The sequence below is a fragment of the Amycolatopsis mongoliensis genome, assembly GCF_030285665.1.
Taxonomy (GTDB): domain Bacteria; phylum Actinomycetota; class Actinomycetes; order Mycobacteriales; family Pseudonocardiaceae; genus Amycolatopsis; species Amycolatopsis mongoliensis.
In genome coordinates, this window is sequence record NZ_CP127295.1 from 6315263 (window position 1) to 6332015 (window position 16753).

The following is a 16753-nucleotide window of genomic DNA, read 5'->3' on the forward strand; positions in this document are numbered from 1 at the left end:
GCGCTGCAAGGCCTTGGTCGCAGTACACCTCGTCGATCGGCTGCCGGAGGCGTAGACTCGGGTTGAGCAATGAGAACGAGCGTTCTCATATTGAACGGAGAGGAACCAGGCGAGTCGAGATGGCTGGAACAGACGTCGACGAGGAAACTCCGGCGGCCTTCGGGGCCAACGAATGGATGGTCGAGGAGCTCTACGAGCGGTACCTGCAGAACCGCGACTCGGTGGACCGGGCCTGGTGGCCGGTCTTCGAGGACTACCGGCCCGGCCCAGCCGCCGCCCCCGAGCGCGTGGCCGCTCCGACGGCTTCCCGGCCCCAGGGCGACGTCACCGTGCTGCGCGGGCCGGCCAAGACGCTCGCCGCCACCATGGACGCCAGCCTGGCCGTGCCGACCGCGACCAGCGTCCGGACCGTCCCCGCGAAGCTCATGGCCGACAACCGCGTCGTCGTCAACAACCACCTGCGGCGCACGTCGGGGGGCAAGGTCAGCTACACCCACCTGCTCGGCTGGGCGCTGGTCCAGGCCGTCAAGCGGTTCCCGAGCCAGAACGTCCACTACGACGTGGTGGACGGCAAGCCGGTCGCCGTCGCGCCGGAGCACCTGGGCCTGGGGATCGCGATCGACCTGCCGCGGTCGGACGGGCAGCGGTCCCTGCTCGTGCCGGTGATCAAGGACGCCGACACGCTGACCTTCAAGGAGTTCCTGGCGTCCTACGAGGATCTCGTCCACCGCGCCCGGGAGAACGCGCTGACCGTCGCCGACTTCGCCGGCGCCACGATGACGCTGACCAACCCCGGCGGCATCGGGACCGAGCACTCCGTGCCGCGCCTCACCCGCGGGCAGGGGTGCATCATCGGCGCGGGCGCGCTCGAGTACCCGGCCGCGTTCCAGGGTGCGAGCCAGGAATGGCTGGCGGACAACGGTGTCGGCAAGACCATGACGCTGACGAGCACGTACGACCACCGGGTGATCCAGGGCGCGGGGAGCGGTGAGTTCCTCCGCCTGGTCCACGACCTGCTCATCGGCGAGCACGACTTCTACGACGACCTCTTCACCGCGCTGCGGATCCCGTACGAGCCGATCCGGTGGGCGGCCGACACCCATGTGGACGAAGCCGTCGCGCCGGGCAAGGAAACCCGGGTGCACGACCTCGTCAACGCCTACCGCGTGCGCGGCCACCTGATGGCCGACACCGATCCGCTGGTGTACCGGCAGCGGTCGCACCCCGATCTCGAGGTGACGAACCACGGGCTCACCCTGTGGGACCTCGACCGCGAGTTCGTCACCGGGGACTTCGGCGGCGACCGGCGGCGGATGCCGCTGCGCGAGATCCTCGGCGTCCTGCGCGACGCCTACTGCCGCACCACCGGCATCGAGTACATGCACCTGGAGGACCCGGCGCAGCGCCGCTGGATCCAGGACCGGGTGGAGCGGCCGTACGAGAAGCCCACCCACACCGAACAGATGCGCATCCTCGGCAAGCTCACCGAAGCCGAGGCGTTCGAGACCTTCCTGCAGACGAAGTACGTCGGGCAGACGCGATTCAGCCTCGAAGGCGGCGAGTCCGCGATCGCGCTCCTCGACGCGATCCTGCGGAGCGCGGCGGAAGAGGGGCTGGCCGGCGCGACGATCGCGATGGCGCACCGCGGGCGGCTCAACGTCCTGGCCAACATCGCCGGCAAGACCTACCGCCAGATCTTCGCCGAGTTCGAGGACAACCGGGACCGGGAGACGGCCGACGGGTCCGGGGACGTCAAGTACCACCTCGGCACCGAAGGCGTCTTCGCCGGCCTGCACGGGTCCGAGCTGCCGGTGCACCTCGCGGCCAACCCCTCGCACCTCGACGCGGTCGACGGGGTCCTCCTCGGCGCGACCCGCGCGCGGCAGGACCGGGCCGGGGACGGGCGCTTCTCGACGTTGCCGATCATCGTGCACGGGGACGCCGCGCTCGCCGGTGAGGGAGTGGTGAGCGAGACGCTGCAGATGTCGCAGCTGCGCGGCTACCGCGTCGGTGGCACGATCCGCATCACCATCAACAACCAGGTCGGGTTCACGACCACGCCGCAGGACGGCCGCTCCTCGGTTTACTCGACGGACGTCGCGAAGACGATCCAGGCGCCGGTCCTGCACGTCAACGGCGACGACCCCGAAGCGGTCGTGCGCGCCGGGCAGCTGGCTTTCGCCTACCGGCAGGAGTTCGGGCGCGACGTGGTGATCGACCTGATCTGCTACCGGCGGCGCGGGCACAACGAGGCCGACGACCCGTCGATGACGCAGCCGCGGATGTACGCGCTGATCGAGCACAAGCGCTCGGTCCGCGAGCTGTACACCGAAGCCCTCGTCGGGCGGGGCGACATCACCGCCGACGAGTACGAACAGGCCCACCGCGACTTCCAGCGGACGCTGGAGCGGTCGTTCAGGGAAACCAAGGACAGCACTCCGGGCGCCGGCCCGGTGGACCGGCGTGCCGCCGCCGGACCGGCCCGGCCGACAGCCACCACGGACCTCGTCGTGAAGAAGGTCGCGACCGTGTTCGGCGACGCGCCGGCCGGGTTCACGGTGCACCCCAAGCTCGCCCCGCTGCTCGCGAAGCGGGCGGAGATGGCCGAGCGCGGCGGCATCGACTGGGCGTTCGCGGAGCTGCTGGCGTTCGGCTCGCTGGTGCTGGACGGGGTGCCGGTGCGGCTCGCGGGCCAGGACAGCCGGCGCGGGACCTTCGTGCAGCGGCACGCCGTCCTCCACGACCAGGCCACCGGCCGGGAGTGGACGCCGCTGGCGCACCTGGGGGAGGGGCAGGCGCCGTTCAGCGTCTACGACTCCCTGCTGAGCGAATACGCGGCACTGGGGTTCGAGTACGGCTACTCCGTCGAACGCCCGGACGCGCTCGTCCTGTGGGAGGCCCAGTTCGGGGACTTCGTCAACGGCGCCCAGGTGATCGTCGACGAGTTCGTCAGCTCGGCGGAGCAGAAGTGGGGCCAGCCCTCGTCGCTCGTCCTGCTGCTGCCGCACGGGTACGAAGGCCGGGGCCCCGACCACTCGTCGGCGCGGATCGAGCGGTTCCTCCAGCTGTGCGCCGAAGACAACCTGATCGTCGCCCAGCCCTCGACCCCGGCGTCGTACTTCCACCTGCTGCGCCGCCAGGCCCTCGCCCCGGTGCGCCGGCCGCTGGTCGTGTTCACCCCGAAGAGCATGCTCCGGCTGAAGGCGGCCACCAGCTCCGTCGCGGACTTCACCGACGGCGCGTTCGCCCCGGTGCTCGACGAGCACCGGCCGCTGGACCGGGATCGGGTCGAGCGCGTGGTGCTGGTGTCCGGCAAGCTGTACTACGACCTGCTCACGCAGCTGGAAAAGACCGGCAGGACGGACGTCGCGCTGGTGCGGCTCGAGCAGTTCTTCCCGCTGCCGCAGGCCGAGCTGACGGAGATCTTGTCGGCCTATCCGAACGCCGAGTTCCTGTGGGCGCAGGAGGAGCCGAAGAACCAGGGGGCCTGGACGTTCCTGAACAGCGAGCTCGAACTCCCCGGCGGCAAGCGGCTTTCGGTGGTGTCCCGGCCCGCTTCGGCTTCCCCCGCAACGGGGTCGCACCACCGGCACCAGGAGGAGCAGCGCGAACTGGTGCGGCGGGTCATCGATGCCTGAGCTGCCCGAGGTGGAATTCGCCCGCTCGGTGATCGAGCGGGCGGCGCTGGGCCGGCGCATCACCGAGGTCGACGACTCCGACACGTACGTGTGCCGCCCGCATCCGCCGGGCCTGCTTCGCGACGCGCTCACCGGCCGACGGCTCGTGTCCGCGCACCGGCGGGGCAAGTCGATGTGGTGCGAAACCGACGGCGGGCCGGTGCTCGGAGTCCACTTGGGAATGTCCGGTAAGATCGTGGTGGCCGGCCCGGACGGAACGGAAGCCGACGGCGGCGACCACTGGGAGGGCCGGCGCGCGCCGGGCGACTACGGCTGGGCGCGCTTCACGGTGACGTTCGAAGACGGCGGCCGGCTGATGCTGGTCGACCCCCGCCGGCTGGGCCGGATCGTGCTCGACCCGGCCCTGGACGACCTCGGCCCGGACGCGGCGACGATCGGCGCCGGCGAGTTCCGCGCGGCCGTCACCGGGGGAACGGCGGCCGTCAAGGCCCGCCTGCTGGACCAGCACGCGATCGCCGGGATCGGCAACCTGCTCGCGGACGAAATCCTGTGGCGGGCCCGGGTGCACCCCGCTCGCCCGGTGGACGAGCTCGACCGCGCGGACGTCGGCCGGCTGCTGCGTGCCACCCGGGGCGCGGTGTCCGCCGCGCTGCGGCACGGGGGAGTCCACACGCTGGACGTCGTCCCGTTCCGGAAGGCCGGCGCGCGGTGCCCGCGTGACCAGGCGCCGATGGTGCGGGGGAGAGCCGGCGGGCGCACCAGTTGGTGGTGCGGTGCGGAGCAGCGGTTGCCCGGTGACGCTTGAGTGCCCGGTCGGCTAGTGTCGCGCGTGGCAAGGTGTTTGCCGTTCGAGGTGTCGGGAGTCTGCGTCACGAGACCCCGGCCCGTGCGGCCCCTCCCGCGACGACGTGAATGAGTCATTCACCTCGTCCGGCGGCATGAATGAGTCATTCATGCCGCCGGACCAGCCGCCGCGACTCTCGGCAGATCCGGGTCCGATGCACCCGATGCCGCTTTGGCGCAGGGCCGGGCCGCTGCCAACGAACCTCAGACGCGCGACACTAGTCCCGGGTGCCGGCCGGGTCGGTGAGGACGGCGTCGCGGAGGCCGGTGCCGCCCAGTTCCGCGGTGATCGAGGAGACGGTGTGCACCAGTGCCGCCTCCATCGCGGCCGCCTTCTCCGGCAGCGACGACGTGGTGCCCACCAAGGCCACCGTCGCCGCGACGTCGTGTTCGTCGAAGACGGCCGCCGCCAGCACCACGCCGTCGATCGGGGGCACCGGGATCCGGCAGAGCCCGCGGGTGCGGCAGGCGGCGAGCTGCCCCTCCAGCTGCGTCCGCTGTTCGGGCGCCAGCCGGTCCAGGTACCGCTCGTTCCGGCTTTCGTCCTGGGACAGCGCCAGGAACAGCCGCGTCTGCGCCGAATCCCAGCCGAGCATCGAGCCGATCCGGACGGTGATCAGGATGGGGTGGGTGCCGGCCTCCGAGACCAGCGACACCACCGGCCCGGACGCGCCCCACAGCGACAGCACCACGGTCAGCCCGGTCTCGACCGACAACTCGCCCATGTGCCTGGGAGCGACGTCCAGCACCCGCCGCCGGCCCTGGGCGACCGTCCCGACCTGCAGCAGCAGCCGGCCCGGGCCGTAGGTCGTCGCGTCGTCGGGGGAACGCTCCAGGATCTCGTCCAGCACGAGCGAGCTGAAGTAGCGGTGCGTGGTGGTCCGGTTGAGGCCGAGGGTGGCGGCGGCCTCGGCGACGGTGACCCGCGGGCTGGTCAGCGTGAACAACTTCAGGATCTCCGCGACGCGGTGCACTGCCTGGATGTCACCGGTGCCGCCGCCGTTCGCCAAGGGGCCCTCCTCGATTCGCTCCGCCGGGTGCGGACTATACCCAGCTCCGGCGCCCGGCTCAGCGGTCCAGTAGCCCGCCGGCGTTGCCGCCCGTCATCGCCTTGATGTCGCCGGGGACGACCCCCGCGTCCAGTAGGGCGCGCACCATCCGGCGATAGGCGGTGACGGGCAGCGGGTTGCCCTTCTGGCCGAGGTCGGACGAGAAGATCGTCTGCCCGGGCCCGGCCGCGCGGAAGAACTCGGCGATCTTCGCGACCGGTTCGTCCTTCGGCTCCCGGCCGACGAGCATCGCCAGGCAGTGCTCGACGAACACGCCCTGGCGCGCCCACCGTCCGATCCGGTCGGGTCCCGCGCCGAGGACGAATTCGGGGTGGCTCACCACGATCCGCGTCACGCCGGCCTCGAGCGCGCCCGGGATCAGCACGTCGATCTCGGCCGCGGGCAGGTGCCCGCAGTTGAGGATCGCCGACTCCGCCGCGATGACGTCGAGGACATCCCGCGCCGCCGCGGTGAGTGCGCCGGCTTCGTCGAGCACACTGATCGGCTCGTTCTCGCGCAGCGGGACTCCCGCGACCGGGAATCCGCTGCTGTGGTTGTGCGCGTGGAACTCCAGGTGCGCGGACGAAGAGATGGTCGGGAACCACACGACGCGCCCGCCCATCCGCAGCGCCAGCTCGACGGCGTACGGGTTGAGCCCGCCGACCGTGCGGTTGAGCGCGACGCCGCCGTAGACCTTGACCGGCACGTCCTGCAGCCCGGCCGTCTCGAGCGCCAGGATGTCGGTCTGCATGCTGTGGTGGTGCGACTTCGCCACCAGGGCGCGGAATCCGACGGTCGCGGCCTCCGTCGCGGCGTCCAGGATGGACATCCGGCGGGGGAACGGGCTGGGTCCGGGGTGGGTGTGCAGGTCGACGGCGCCGCGCAGGAGCTCGTCGACCTCCGGGTCCGCCTGCTGCCGGTCGGCGTCCAGCACCGGGTCCCAGAGTTCACTGATCGTCTGCGTCACGGGAGAGTCCTCACTTTTCGGGTTACTTGACGGCCAGGGCGTTGGGTGGCGATCCGACCCCGCCCACGAGGTTGAGCGGCTTGGCGGTGAGCAGGAACTCGTAGACCCCGTCGGCGGCGCAGTCTTCGGCCAGCTCGTCGAGTTTCCAGAGCTCGCCGATGATCAGCCCGAGCAGGGCGATCAGCGGGCGGTGCAGCATGCCGTTGTGCGACGGGCCGCGGGGTGGTGGCGGCTCGTCCGGGATCACCCAGCCCGAGGCGGGGTCGACGGGGAACGCCTCGAGACCGCCGTTGTCGGCCGCCGCCAGGGAGATCCGGTGGTCCCACAGCCAGGCGAGCATTTCCTCGGACTGGTGCAGGCCCGGGCCGCCGGTGCGGGCCGCGCGCTGTGCCGGGGTGGAGCGGAGCCAGTGCTCGGCGAAGCCGGTGCGCAGCAGCAGGATGTCCCCGGACCGCACCTCCACGCCGAAGTGCGCCGCCATGGCGTCCAGCTCGGCCGGGGTGATCCCGCGGGGAGCGTCCGGCGCGAGAGGTTCGCCGACGCGCTCGAAGTACCGGACCGCGTCGAGTAGGATTCCCCGGCCCACCAGGCCCTTCTCGGCGAGCAGCTGGATGCCCAGCGCGGGCTCGCCGACGGCCACGCGGTCGTCGGCGACCCCGCCGTAGAAACCGTGCCGGGGGTGGCGGATGTGCCGCAGGCCGTCCACTTGGGACGTCGACTGGAGGTAGAAGGAGTCCAGCCAGTCGTCGCGGTGATTCGGGTTGTTGGCGAAGATGTGGTGCTCGGTCGCGGGGCGGGTCCCGGCGAGGCTGGGCACGAAGGTGTTGAGCGGGTAGTCGAGGTTGACCACCCGGCCCCGTTTCACCAGTGCCGCGCCGTCGAGCGCGCTTTGCGGGGTGAGGAAGTTCAGGGTGCCGAGCTGGTCGTCCGGCCCGAACAGGTGCCAGGACGAGCCGGGCGGGGCGTCGGTGCGGCGGCGGAGTTCTTCATACGACGGAACCGTGCTGGAGCTCATCGACCCTCCGATGCGAGCGTTTCAGCCAGGGCCGCAGGAGCGGCACGGCCACCACGTTGAGCACGAACAAGGCCAGGTAGGCGGGCAGGTAGTCCTGGGTGAGCGAGAACAGTTGCCCGAGCACGAGCGGCCCGGCCGCCGACCCCAGCGACGTCCAGGTCTGGAACCGCGCGAACTTCCGGGCGAAGTCGCCGATCCCGAACAGCTCGACGACGACCTGCGAGCGGATGAGGATCGTGTTGCCGAGACTCTGCCCGATCAGCGCGGCCCCGAGGAACAGCACCCACCCGGCCGGCGCGAGCCCGACGAGCGCCACCCCGGCCGCCTGGGCGCAGAAGCTGGTCATCGTCCAGCGGCTCAGGCCGAGCCGCCGGATCCCGGCGCTGCCGAGCCAGCGCGAGGCGACCGCCGCCGCGGTGGCGACCGAGACGGCCAGCCGGGCACCGGTGAAGTCCCGGGAGAGCCCGGTCGCCACGATGTAGGACGTCGCGCCCAGCTGGGACGCGCTGACCAGGCTGAACGCGAGGACGAGCGCCCAGTGCGCGCCGAGCCGGCCCGGCGCCGCCGCGGGCACTTCGACGGCGCCCGGCCGCGCGGTCGCCCGCCAGGCGAGCGTGAGCGCGAAACCGCTGACGGCCAGGAACCCCGCGGCCACCGCCAGGAACGAGCCGGCGGTGACCGCCTGGGTGGTCAGCAGCAGGGCCAGCAGCGGGGAGACCAGGATGCCGCCCGCCGAGGAACCGGAGGTCGCCAGCGCCATCCCGGACGTCGGCTTGCCCTCGAAGACCCGCACCAGCACGGTCGTGCCCACCACCACGAGACCGCCGTTGAAGGTCGCGCCCAGCACGCAGAACGCCGCGATCACGACCGGCCCGGACGGGGCCACGGCCAGCGCCGTGATCGCCGCCGCGGCGCCGAGGACCGAGCCCAGCAGCACCGCGTTCGGGGTGCGCCGGCCGGCGCCGCCGAACGCCGGCCCGGCCAGCGCACCCGCCAGGAAGAACGCCGTGCTCGCCAGGGACAGCTCGGCGGGGTGCACCGTGCCCGAGCGCAGGAACGCCGCGATGTAGATCGGGATGCCGTAGACCGCCACACCACTGCCCGCGGTCTGCAGGACGAAGATGGCGACGGCGACACGCGTGGTCGGGAGGTCGGTGCGCATACCTGGCTTTCGTGCGGAGGGTCATGACCCGGCCTCGCCCACGGTGTGCAGATCGCTCGCGCGCGTCTCCGGTCCGGCCATGACGGCGAACAGGATGAGCACGCCCCCGAAGGCGGCGAGGATGCCCGGGGTGAACGCGGCCGGCACCAGGTGCGCCAGCCCCAGCTGGTAGTAGGAGAAGAACGCCGGGATGACGACGGCGGTGCTGTAGGCGACGCCCCACCCCGAGGACCGGACGGCGGTGGCGAAGCGCTCGTTGATGTAGGCCGGCAGCACCCCGAGCGAGCCGAGGGTGAACACGTTCGTCAGGGCGGCGAGCAGGGTGAGGTTCGCCCAGCCGTGCACGGACCCGTTGGCCATCAGGGTGTAGGTGATCGGGGTGAGCACGATGGTGATGGTCGCCGCGATGTACAGCGCGCGCTTGCGCCCGATGCGGTCGCTGAGCCAGCCGAAGAACAGGTAGGTCGCGACGCCCGGCCACGCGTTGATCAGCTGGGTGTGGGCGAGGTCGGACGCGGTGTACCCCTTGTTGGACAGCAACAGCTGCGGCATGACGCTGCCGAGCATGTTCACCGCGAAGAAGACCCCGGTCATGATGATGTAGGACTGGAGGAAGGCGCGCCCGGAGGAGCCCTTGAGCATGTCCCGCAGCGGGGACTTGCTGCGCGTCGTCTCCTTCCAGGTCTCGGAGTCCTCCACCCGCCGCCGCAGGAACCAGGCGACGAACCAGGCCAGGAAGGCCCCGATGACGAACGGGATCCGCCAGCCCCACTGGACGTACGGCGAGTGCAGGCCCGCGTTGGGCGCGAACACCAGCACCAGCGACGTCAGCACGGCGACGACGAACGGGCCGCCGCTGGCCGAACACTGGATGAGTGCTCCGGTGAACCCGCGGCGGCCCCGGGAGGCGTATTCCAGGGCCAGCGGCGTGGCGGCGGTGTACTCGCCGCCGAGGAAGATGCCCTCGATGAACCGCAGCCCGAGCAGCAATGCGGTGGCGGCTCCCGCGCCCACCTGCTCCGCGCCCGGCAGCATCGCGATGAACAGCGAGATCGTGCCGAAGCCGTAGATCGTGATCGAGCCGACGCGGCGCCGGCCGATCCGGTCGGCGAAGTGCCCGAACAGCAGCGCGCCGATCGGCCGGCCGAGCAGGGTCGCGGCGAAGGTCATGCCGACGAACACCGACAGCTGGCTCGGCGACAGGTGCGCCTGGAAGTAGACCATCGCCGGCAGGAGCGAGGTCGATGCCACGTAGATGGAGTACGAGTCGATCGCGAAGCCCGCCCAGGCGCTCGTGATCGCCCGGCGTCTGCGGGTGATGAAGGTGGGATCGAGCGAAGTGGCCGCGACTTCGCCGGTGCTGGAGGACATGGACGTTCCCTTCGACGCTGAAGGTGGAACTCAGGCGGGTGGTGCGGGGTAGTCGCCGGCGTTGAGCACCCAGCCGGGCTGGGCCGAGAAGTCGTGGCGGGGGCCGGAGAAGATGTCGATCAGGTGGTTGGCGCCGGAGCCGATGGCCTGCGAGGTGTGCACCGTCGGCGGCGGGATGACGGTCGCCGACGGGCTGCCGACGCGGGCGTGATCTTCGGGCCGCCAGTCGTCGGCGTCGGTGCCCCACGGCGTCTGGATGTGGTGCACGTAGGTGCCGGCGACGATCAGGCTGCACTGCTCGAAGTCGTCGTGGAAGTGCGGGGACAGCTTGTGCGGGTTGCGCGGTCCCTGGTTCGGCTTGAGGAAGTTGACCATGAAGGCACGGGTGCGGAAGATGCGGCCGAAGCGCTTCGGGTCGTCGGGCACGTCGGCCATCCGGTAGGTCCGCCACCGGTAGCCCCCGACGGGCTCCGGCCACAGCTCTAGCGGCGCCACGTGAGGGTGCGGGTGGGCGTAGCTGTCCGCATTGGACGCTTTGGCCGCCCACTCGAGCTCGTCGGACTGGATCAGCTGGGTGAGCTGGCCGCCGCCGGTGCTGACGATCTCGGCGGCGCCGGGCGGGACCACGACGAGCGCCGGCCCGGTGACCGCGTGCGCCCCGGCCGAGATCCCGCTGCTTTCGTCGATCACCAGGACGACCTGCTCGGACCGCAGCTCGCCCGACCAGATGACGTCGCCGGGCACGGGTTCGGTGTGGATCAGCACGAAGTTCTGGCCCCGCACGATCCACTGCCGGCTCCCGGCGGCCGTGACGACGTCCGGCGCGGTGACGGAGAAGTCGAGGAACTCCGGGGCGGCGACCGCGCCGGAGGGCCGCGGGGCGGCGCCGGTGGTCAGAGCGGAGCGGAGATCGTCCTTGGCGTAGGTCATGAGCTCTCCTTCACGTGGGGGTCGCGCTCGAACGTCAGCCGCACCTGGCCCTCGTCGTCGAGCCCGCGGGTGAGCCGGACCGGCAGGCCGATCGCCGGTGTCCCCTCCAACCGGGCCAGGACGCGGGGGCCTTCGGCCAGTTCGACGTAGGCGATGACGAAGGGGTCGGCGCCGGTGTACTTTCCCTGGCCGCGCCGGTTGACGGTGTAGGAATAGACCGTGCCGGTGCCGGAAAGCGCTTCCCATTCAAGGCTTCCGGCCATGCAGTGCGGGCAGCGGGCGCGCGGGTACCAGACCAGTGCGCCGCAGCCGGTGCAGCGGGGGAGGTCCAGCCTTCCGGCGGACAGCGCTTCGGTGAAGCGGGCGAGCACGGGGTCTTCGACGGTCATGCGTCCTCCGTTCCGAGCAGCAGGGTGGCGGCGGCGGTGCGGAAGCCGAGGCTGCCGCCGTGGGCCTGGACGAGCCCGATCCGGGCGCCGGGCACCTGGACCTCCGGCGTGGCCTCGCCGCGCAGCTGGCGGACGGCCTCGACGGTGCGGACCATGCCGCCGCGGAAGTCCGGGTGGTTGTTGCACAGGCCACCGCCGTCGGTGTTGAACGGCAGCCGCCCGTCCGGGCCCTGCAGGGTGCCGTCGGTGACGAAGGCTCCGCCTTTGCCCTTCTCGCAGAAACCGAGGTCTTCCAGGCTCATCAGCACCGTGATGGTGAAGGAGTCGTAGATCGAGACGTAGTCGACGTCACGCGGGGTCAGGCCCGCCTCCGCGAACGCCCGGGGACCGGAGAGCGCGGCGCCGGTGTAGGTGAGGTCGATGCCGCCGGCCGCGCTGTGCTTGACCGCCTCGCCGTGGCCGAGGATCTTCACCGTGCGGCCGGGCAGTGCGCGGGCGACGTCCTCGGCGACGATCACCAGCGCGGCGCCGCCGTCGCTGGTGATGCAGCAGTCGAGCCGGTGCAGGGGGTCGGAGATCAGCGGCGACTCGACGACGTCGGCGATGGTGACGGGCTTGCGCAGCACCGCGTTCGGGTTGTACTGCGCGTGGTGCGCGGCCGCGACCTTGACCTCCGCGAGCTGTTCGGACGTGGTGCCGAACTCGTGCATGTGCCGCTGCGCCGCGAGCGCGTACCCGGCGGGAACGGTGACGCCGTAGGCCGATTCGTACGGGTGGTCCGGGCCGCGCTCGCCGCCGCCGGACCGCGCGCCCGACAACGGGAGCCCGGCCATCGCGAGCAGCGCCACCCGGCACTTGCCCGCCGCCACCGCGGCCACGGCGTGCCCGGCGTGCATGACGTAGGACGCGCCGCCGCCCTCCGTGACGTCCACATAGGACAAATCGGTGAGGCCGAGGTAGTCGGCCATCGCGATCGAGCCGAGCCCGGGGACTTCGGAGCAGAAGAAACCGTCCACGTCGGACAGGCTCAGCCCGGCGTCGGCGAGCGCGCCGTAGGCGACTTCGGCGAGCACCTGGGGCACGGTCTTGCCGGGGATCTTGCGCTGCGGATGCTCGAAGGCACCGGCGATGCGCGCGGTCACCTGCCTGGTCATGCGGGTTCTCCTCGGGTCCAGAGGTCGACGGTGTAGGCGGCCTCGGTCAGCGGGGCGAGCTGCTCGGGCCGGACGCCGGGAGCACACTCGCGCAGGGTCAGCACGCCCTCGGCGAACTCGAAGACGGCCAGGTCGGTGTAGACGCGGTCGACCACGCCCGGGCCGGTGAGCGGGAACGTGCATTCCTTGCGCAGCTTGGCGTTCCCCTGCTTGTCGACGTGGTCCATCATCACCCAGACGCGGCGGGCGCCGACGGCCAGATCCATCGCGCCGCCCACGCCGGGGTTGCCGCCGGGGACCAGCCAGTTCGCCAGGTCGCCGTTCTCGCCGACCTGCAGCGCGCCGAGCACGCACAGGTCGAGCCGCCCGCCCCGGGCGATGGCGAAGGACATCGACGAGTCGAACGCGGCCGCGCCTTCCAGCAGCGTCACCGGATTCTTGCCGGCGTCGGTGATGTCGGGGTCCGGCTCGCCTTCCGGGGGCGGGCCGACGCCGAGCAGGCCGTGTTCGCAGTGGTAGAGGACTTCCCGGCCGGGGGTGGGCTGGTCCGGCAGGAGCAGCGGTGCGCCGATGCCGACGTTGACGCACCAGCCGTCCTCGAGGTCGGCGGCGACGCGGCGGGCGAGGTCCGTCCTGGACAGTGCCCGGGGTGGGGTGACGGTGGTCATCAGGCCGCCTCCGGTTCGGTCCGCACCAGGTGGTCCACGAACGGGCCGGGCAGGTGGATGTCGTCGGGGGACAGGGAACCGGTGCGCTCGACGTGGTCGGCCTGCACGATGGTCGTCCGCGCGGCCATCGCGGCCACCGGGTTGAAGTTGCGGGCGCCGAGGCGGAACCGGAGGTTGCCGTACCGGTCCGCCCGGTCGGCCTTCACCAGGGCGAAGTCCGGCCGCAGCGGGGATTCGAGCACGTAGGTCCGGCCGTCGATCACGCGTTGCTCCTTCGGGGGAAGCGTTTTCTCCGGCTGGCCGTGCCGCAGCACGAAGCCGCCGTCGGCGAGGATGGTGCCCGCGGCGGTGGGCGTGTAGAAGCCGCCGAGGCCCGAGCCGCCCGCGCGCAGGCGTTCGGCCAGCGTCCCCTGCGGCACGAGCTCGATCTCGACCTCCCCGGCGAAGTAGCGCCGGAAGAAGGCCGGGTTCACGGGGAAGGAGCAGGAGAACTTCTTCACCCGGTGCTCGGCGAGCAGCCGCCCGATGCCGCGCTCGCCGGGCAGCCCCTGGCCGCCGTTGTTGGCGATGACGTGCAGTTCGCGGACGTCGCGGTCGCAGAGCGCGTCGATCAGGTCGACCGGCACCCCGGTCCGGCCGAACCCGCCGATCACGATGGAAGATCCACTGTGGACGGTGTCCAGCGCCGCGGCGGCGCCGGCCCGGATCTTGTCGATCACGACGCGCTCACCGGCTGGGCCAGCGCTTCGCGGGCTTGGGCGACCGCCCGGCGGGCGGCTCCGGAGATCATCCCGGTGTCGTTGCCGACGAGCAGGAACCGGCAGCCCTGCCCGGCCCGCAGCCGGAGCTGGTCCTCGCCCTGGACCACGGTGCCGACCGGGACGCCGGCCCGGACCGCGGCCTCGATCGACCGCGTCACGGCGTCGTGCACGGCCGGGGAGCCGGCGGGAACGCCCAGGCTGAGCGACAGGTCGCCGGGCCCGACGAACACGGCGTCGAGGCCGGGTGCGGTCAGGATGCCCTCGATGTCCTCGACTGCTTCCCGTTCCTCGATCATCGCGACGCGCGCGACGTCCTCCCGGCCCGCCCGCACGTATTCCGCGACGCCGCCGTCGAGGCCGCCCCACACCCCGGCGCGTGCGGCGTAGCCCATGCCGCGGGTGCCGGCGGGCGGGAACAGGAACTGCCGCATGACGGCCTTCGCCTGCGCGGCGTCGGAAACGTGCGGCACGAGCACACCGGCCGCGCCCGCGTCGAGGTAGCGCTGGGCGTCGCCGTAACCGTGGTCGGTGATCCGCACCAGCGGCGCGACGCCGATCCGGGAGTACACGACGATCAGCGCTTAGACATCGCGGACCGAAAGCAGGGCGTGTTCGGTGTCGATCACGACGAAGTCGAACCCCGCGGCCCCGATGATCTCGGCGACCTCCAGTGCGGGGATCTTGACGAACGTGCCGACCACGGGCGGACGGGACGACTTCAGCAACTGCTGGAACATGCGCGATCTCCGTGGATGAGTCCGGCTCCGAGCGAGTTCGTTATACGAACAGCCTGTTCGCGATACGTAGCATCGCACGCAGGCGCCGGTCAGGCAAGAGGCCGATTTCGCGCGGCACCTGCCGCGGCCGGGGAAGGGACGTCGAGGACGACTGAGAGATCACGGACCGGCACGGACCGGAGTCGGTGCCGGCGAAGGGGTCATCCGGAGGCGGGATCGGCCGGCGTTCGCAGGTCGGCTGTGTCGTGGGGCTCGATCAGGCCGTGGTGCACCGGAGTGCGCGGAGGCGGCTGGAGGTGTCCTGCTCGTCCGCCATGCGCCGCACCCTAATAGTCGCTAGTCTTTCTAGCGAATATTGCTAGATTGTCTAGCGATGGGAGCTGGTCATGGACGTGCGTGCCATCAACGCGCAGATGGTCGCCAAACTGCTGGCGACGGAGGGCGAGCCCGTGCCCGAAGGCGGCTACGGCCTCCGCGTGATCGAAACCCGCGGCCGGGGCTCCGGCGTGGCCCGGCACGTGCCGCTCGCCGTCGTGCAGCGCCGCGGCTGCTGGTACCTGGTGTCCCCGGACCGGAAGCGGGACTGGGTCCGGAACCTGCTCGCGACACCCGCCTGCGCGGTGATCGAGGAGACGGCCCGGCTCGAACGCCACGCGGAACCGGCCGGCGGCCCGGAGGCGGCCGCCGTCGTCGCCCAGTACCTCGAGGCGATGGCGGTGCCGTGGGCGATCGAGGCCTTCCCCGTGGCGCAGGACGCGACGGAGGACGAGATCGTCCCCCACCTCCTGGGCATGGCCGTCTTCGTGCTGCGGGAACCGGCGTGAGCGCCCCGGCGCGGGACGTCGTCATCGCCGGTGGCGGGCCCGGCGGGATGCTGCTGGGCTACCTGCTGGCCCGGGCGGGGATCGAGGTCACCGTGCTGGAGTCGCGGTCGGACTTCGACCGCGACTTCCGCGGCGACTCCCTGCACCCCTACACCCTCGAACTGCTCGACCGGCTGGGCCTCGCCGAGGGGCTGCTGCGGCTCGACCACTTCAAAGCCCGGTCGTTCCGGTTCCACACCCCGAAGGCGACGTTCAGCGTCGCCGGGTACGACCGGCTCGACACGCCGTTCAACTACATCGCCCTGATGCCGCAGGTGCGCTTCCTCGACTACCTCGCCGCGCAGGCCCGGTGCCTGCGGTCGTTCTCCCTCGAGATGGGAGCCAAGGTCACCGGCCTGATCACCGACGGGCCGGGCCGGGTCACCGGTGTCCGGCACCGGGGCGGTGAGATCTCCTGCTCGCTGGTCGTCGGCGCGGACGGGCGGTTCTCGACCGTGCGCCGCCTGGCCGACCTGCCCGCCCGCTCGCTCGGCGCGACCACCGACATCCTCTGGTTCCGCCTGCCGAGGCGGGCCGGCGATCCGCCCGACGCCGACCTCGACCTGTACTACGGGCCGGAAAGCTACGTCGGCGTGCTCGGCGGCGTGCACGACTGGCAGGTCGGCTACAGCGTCGCGAAAGGGACCTTTCCCCGGCTGCGCGAGCAGGGCGTGGCGCCGATCAGGGACTTCGTCCGCCTGCACATCCCCTGGCTCGCCGACCGCGCGGACCTGCTGACCGACTTCGCGCAGACCACGTTGCTCTCGGTCGACATCTCCCGCGTGGACAGCTGGTACCGCCCGGGCCTCCTGCTGCTGGGCGACGCCGCGCACGTGATCTCGCCGGTCGGCGGCAACGGCATCCTCATGGCCGTTCAGGACGCGGTCGCGGCGGCGAACCGGCTCGTCCCGTCCTTCCGCGAGGGCGGGCCCGGGCTCGGCGACCTCGCCGCCGTCCAGCAGGACCGGCTGCCGGCCGTCAAGAAGGTCCAGGCACAGCAGGTCCGGGTGGAACGGAGTTCGGCGCGCGCCCGGGCCAAGGGCAGGAGCGGGGCCCCGCCCGCGTTCCTGCGCTGGCTGTTCGCCGTCCCGGCGCTGCGCACCCGCGGCGCACGCGACAACGCGTACGGCCCGTACCCGCCCCACCTCGACGAGGCCGTTCTCCGGGCTTGTCGCGAGCGCGAACCGCGTTGACCTTCGACCGGGA

The 16753-nt window shown here is 71.8% G+C and carries 16 protein-coding genes; 4 read left to right on the forward strand and 12 right to left on the reverse strand.

What is annotated here, in order from left to right; all coding sequences use genetic code 11:
- The first annotated feature begins 119 nt into the window (after positions 1-119).
- Together QRX60_RS30370 and QRX60_RS30375 are read left to right on the forward strand one after the other, a co-directional pair.
- Entirely contained in the window at positions 120-3638 is a 3519-nt protein-coding gene (locus QRX60_RS30370) for a multifunctional oxoglutarate decarboxylase/oxoglutarate dehydrogenase thiamine pyrophosphate-binding subunit/dihydrolipoyllysine-residue succinyltransferase subunit (protein WP_285994845.1), read from the forward strand.
- Complete coding sequence (locus QRX60_RS30375; RefSeq protein ID WP_285994846.1) at positions 3631-4443, forward strand: Fpg/Nei family DNA glycosylase; 813 nt, start codon at positions 3631-3633, stop codon at positions 4441-4443. The genes QRX60_RS30370 and QRX60_RS30375 overlap by 8 nt, the downstream gene beginning before the upstream one ends.
- Positions 4444-4699: 256 nt before the next feature.
- On the opposite strand, the gene QRX60_RS30380 is transcribed toward QRX60_RS30375, so the two are convergent.
- Genes QRX60_RS30380 through QRX60_RS30435 form a run of 12 tightly spaced genes read right to left on the reverse strand, consistent with a single transcriptional unit; the run spans position 4700 to position 14684 of the window.
- A complete protein-coding gene (locus QRX60_RS30380) occupies positions 4700-5491 on the reverse strand; it encodes an IclR family transcriptional regulator (RefSeq protein WP_285994847.1) in 792 nt (263 codons plus the stop codon).
- Positions 5492-5549: 58 nt separating this feature from the next.
- Positions 5550-6497 (reverse strand): DUF6282 family protein, encoded by a 948-nt coding sequence (locus QRX60_RS30385; RefSeq protein WP_285994848.1) that lies wholly within the window; start codon positions 6495-6497, stop codon positions 5550-5552.
- 22 nt (positions 6498-6519) lie between these two features.
- Positions 6520-7512, reverse strand: a complete 993-nt coding sequence (locus tag QRX60_RS30390; RefSeq protein WP_285994849.1) for a cyclase family protein — start codon at positions 7510-7512, stop codon at positions 6520-6522.
- The gene (locus QRX60_RS30395) at positions 7484-8674 is read right to left on the reverse strand and encodes an MFS transporter (RefSeq protein WP_285994850.1); all 1191 of its coding nucleotides are present in this window, start codon (positions 8672-8674) and stop codon (positions 7484-7486) included. Before QRX60_RS30395 ends, QRX60_RS30390 begins: the two co-directional genes overlap by 29 nt.
- Before the next feature lie 21 nt (positions 8675-8695).
- Positions 8696-10045: an MFS transporter gene (locus QRX60_RS30400; RefSeq protein ID WP_285994851.1), complete on the reverse strand. Its 1350-nt coding sequence runs from the start codon at positions 10043-10045 to the stop codon at positions 8696-8698.
- Between the two features lie 30 nt (positions 10046-10075).
- On the reverse strand, positions 10076-10975 hold the full coding sequence (locus tag QRX60_RS30405) for a cupin domain-containing protein (protein ID WP_285994852.1): 900 nt from the start codon (positions 10973-10975) through the stop codon (positions 10076-10078).
- Complete coding sequence (locus tag QRX60_RS30410) at positions 10972-11364, reverse strand: Zn-ribbon domain-containing OB-fold protein (RefSeq protein ID WP_285994853.1); 393 nt, start codon at positions 11362-11364, stop codon at positions 10972-10974. The genes QRX60_RS30405 and QRX60_RS30410 overlap by 4 nt, the downstream gene beginning before the upstream one ends.
- Complete coding sequence (locus QRX60_RS30415) at positions 11361-12518, reverse strand: thiolase domain-containing protein (RefSeq protein WP_285994854.1); 1158 nt, start codon at positions 12516-12518, stop codon at positions 11361-11363. Before QRX60_RS30415 ends, QRX60_RS30410 begins: the two co-directional genes overlap by 4 nt.
- Positions 12515-13186: a 3-oxoacid CoA-transferase subunit B gene (locus tag QRX60_RS30420; protein WP_285994855.1), complete on the reverse strand. Its 672-nt coding sequence runs from the start codon at positions 13184-13186 to the stop codon at positions 12515-12517. Before QRX60_RS30420 ends, QRX60_RS30415 begins: the two co-directional genes overlap by 4 nt.
- Positions 13186-13905 (reverse strand): CoA transferase subunit A, encoded by a 720-nt coding sequence (locus QRX60_RS30425; RefSeq protein WP_285994856.1) that lies wholly within the window; start codon positions 13903-13905, stop codon positions 13186-13188. Before QRX60_RS30425 ends, QRX60_RS30420 begins: the two co-directional genes overlap by 1 nt.
- Positions 13902-14516, reverse strand: coding sequence for an HpcH/HpaI aldolase family protein (locus QRX60_RS30430; protein WP_285994857.1), 615 nt, complete (start codon positions 14514-14516; stop codon positions 13902-13904). Before QRX60_RS30430 ends, QRX60_RS30425 begins: the two co-directional genes overlap by 4 nt.
- A 12-nt stretch (positions 14517-14528) precedes the next feature.
- Entirely contained in the window at positions 14529-14684 is a 156-nt protein-coding gene (locus tag QRX60_RS30435; RefSeq protein WP_285994858.1) for an HpcH/HpaI aldolase family protein, read from the reverse strand.
- A 386-nt stretch (positions 14685-15070) separates the two neighbouring features.
- On the opposite strand from QRX60_RS30435, the gene QRX60_RS30440 reads away from it, so the two are divergent.
- Together QRX60_RS30440 and QRX60_RS30445 are read left to right on the forward strand one after the other, a co-directional pair.
- Positions 15071-15508 (forward strand): nitroreductase/quinone reductase family protein, encoded by a 438-nt coding sequence (locus QRX60_RS30440; protein ID WP_285994859.1) that lies wholly within the window; start codon positions 15071-15073, stop codon positions 15506-15508.
- Entirely contained in the window at positions 15505-16740 is a 1236-nt protein-coding gene (locus tag QRX60_RS30445; RefSeq protein WP_285994860.1) for an FAD-dependent oxidoreductase, read from the forward strand. The genes QRX60_RS30440 and QRX60_RS30445 overlap by 4 nt, the downstream gene beginning before the upstream one ends.
- The last annotated feature ends 13 nt before the right edge of the window (positions 16741-16753 follow it).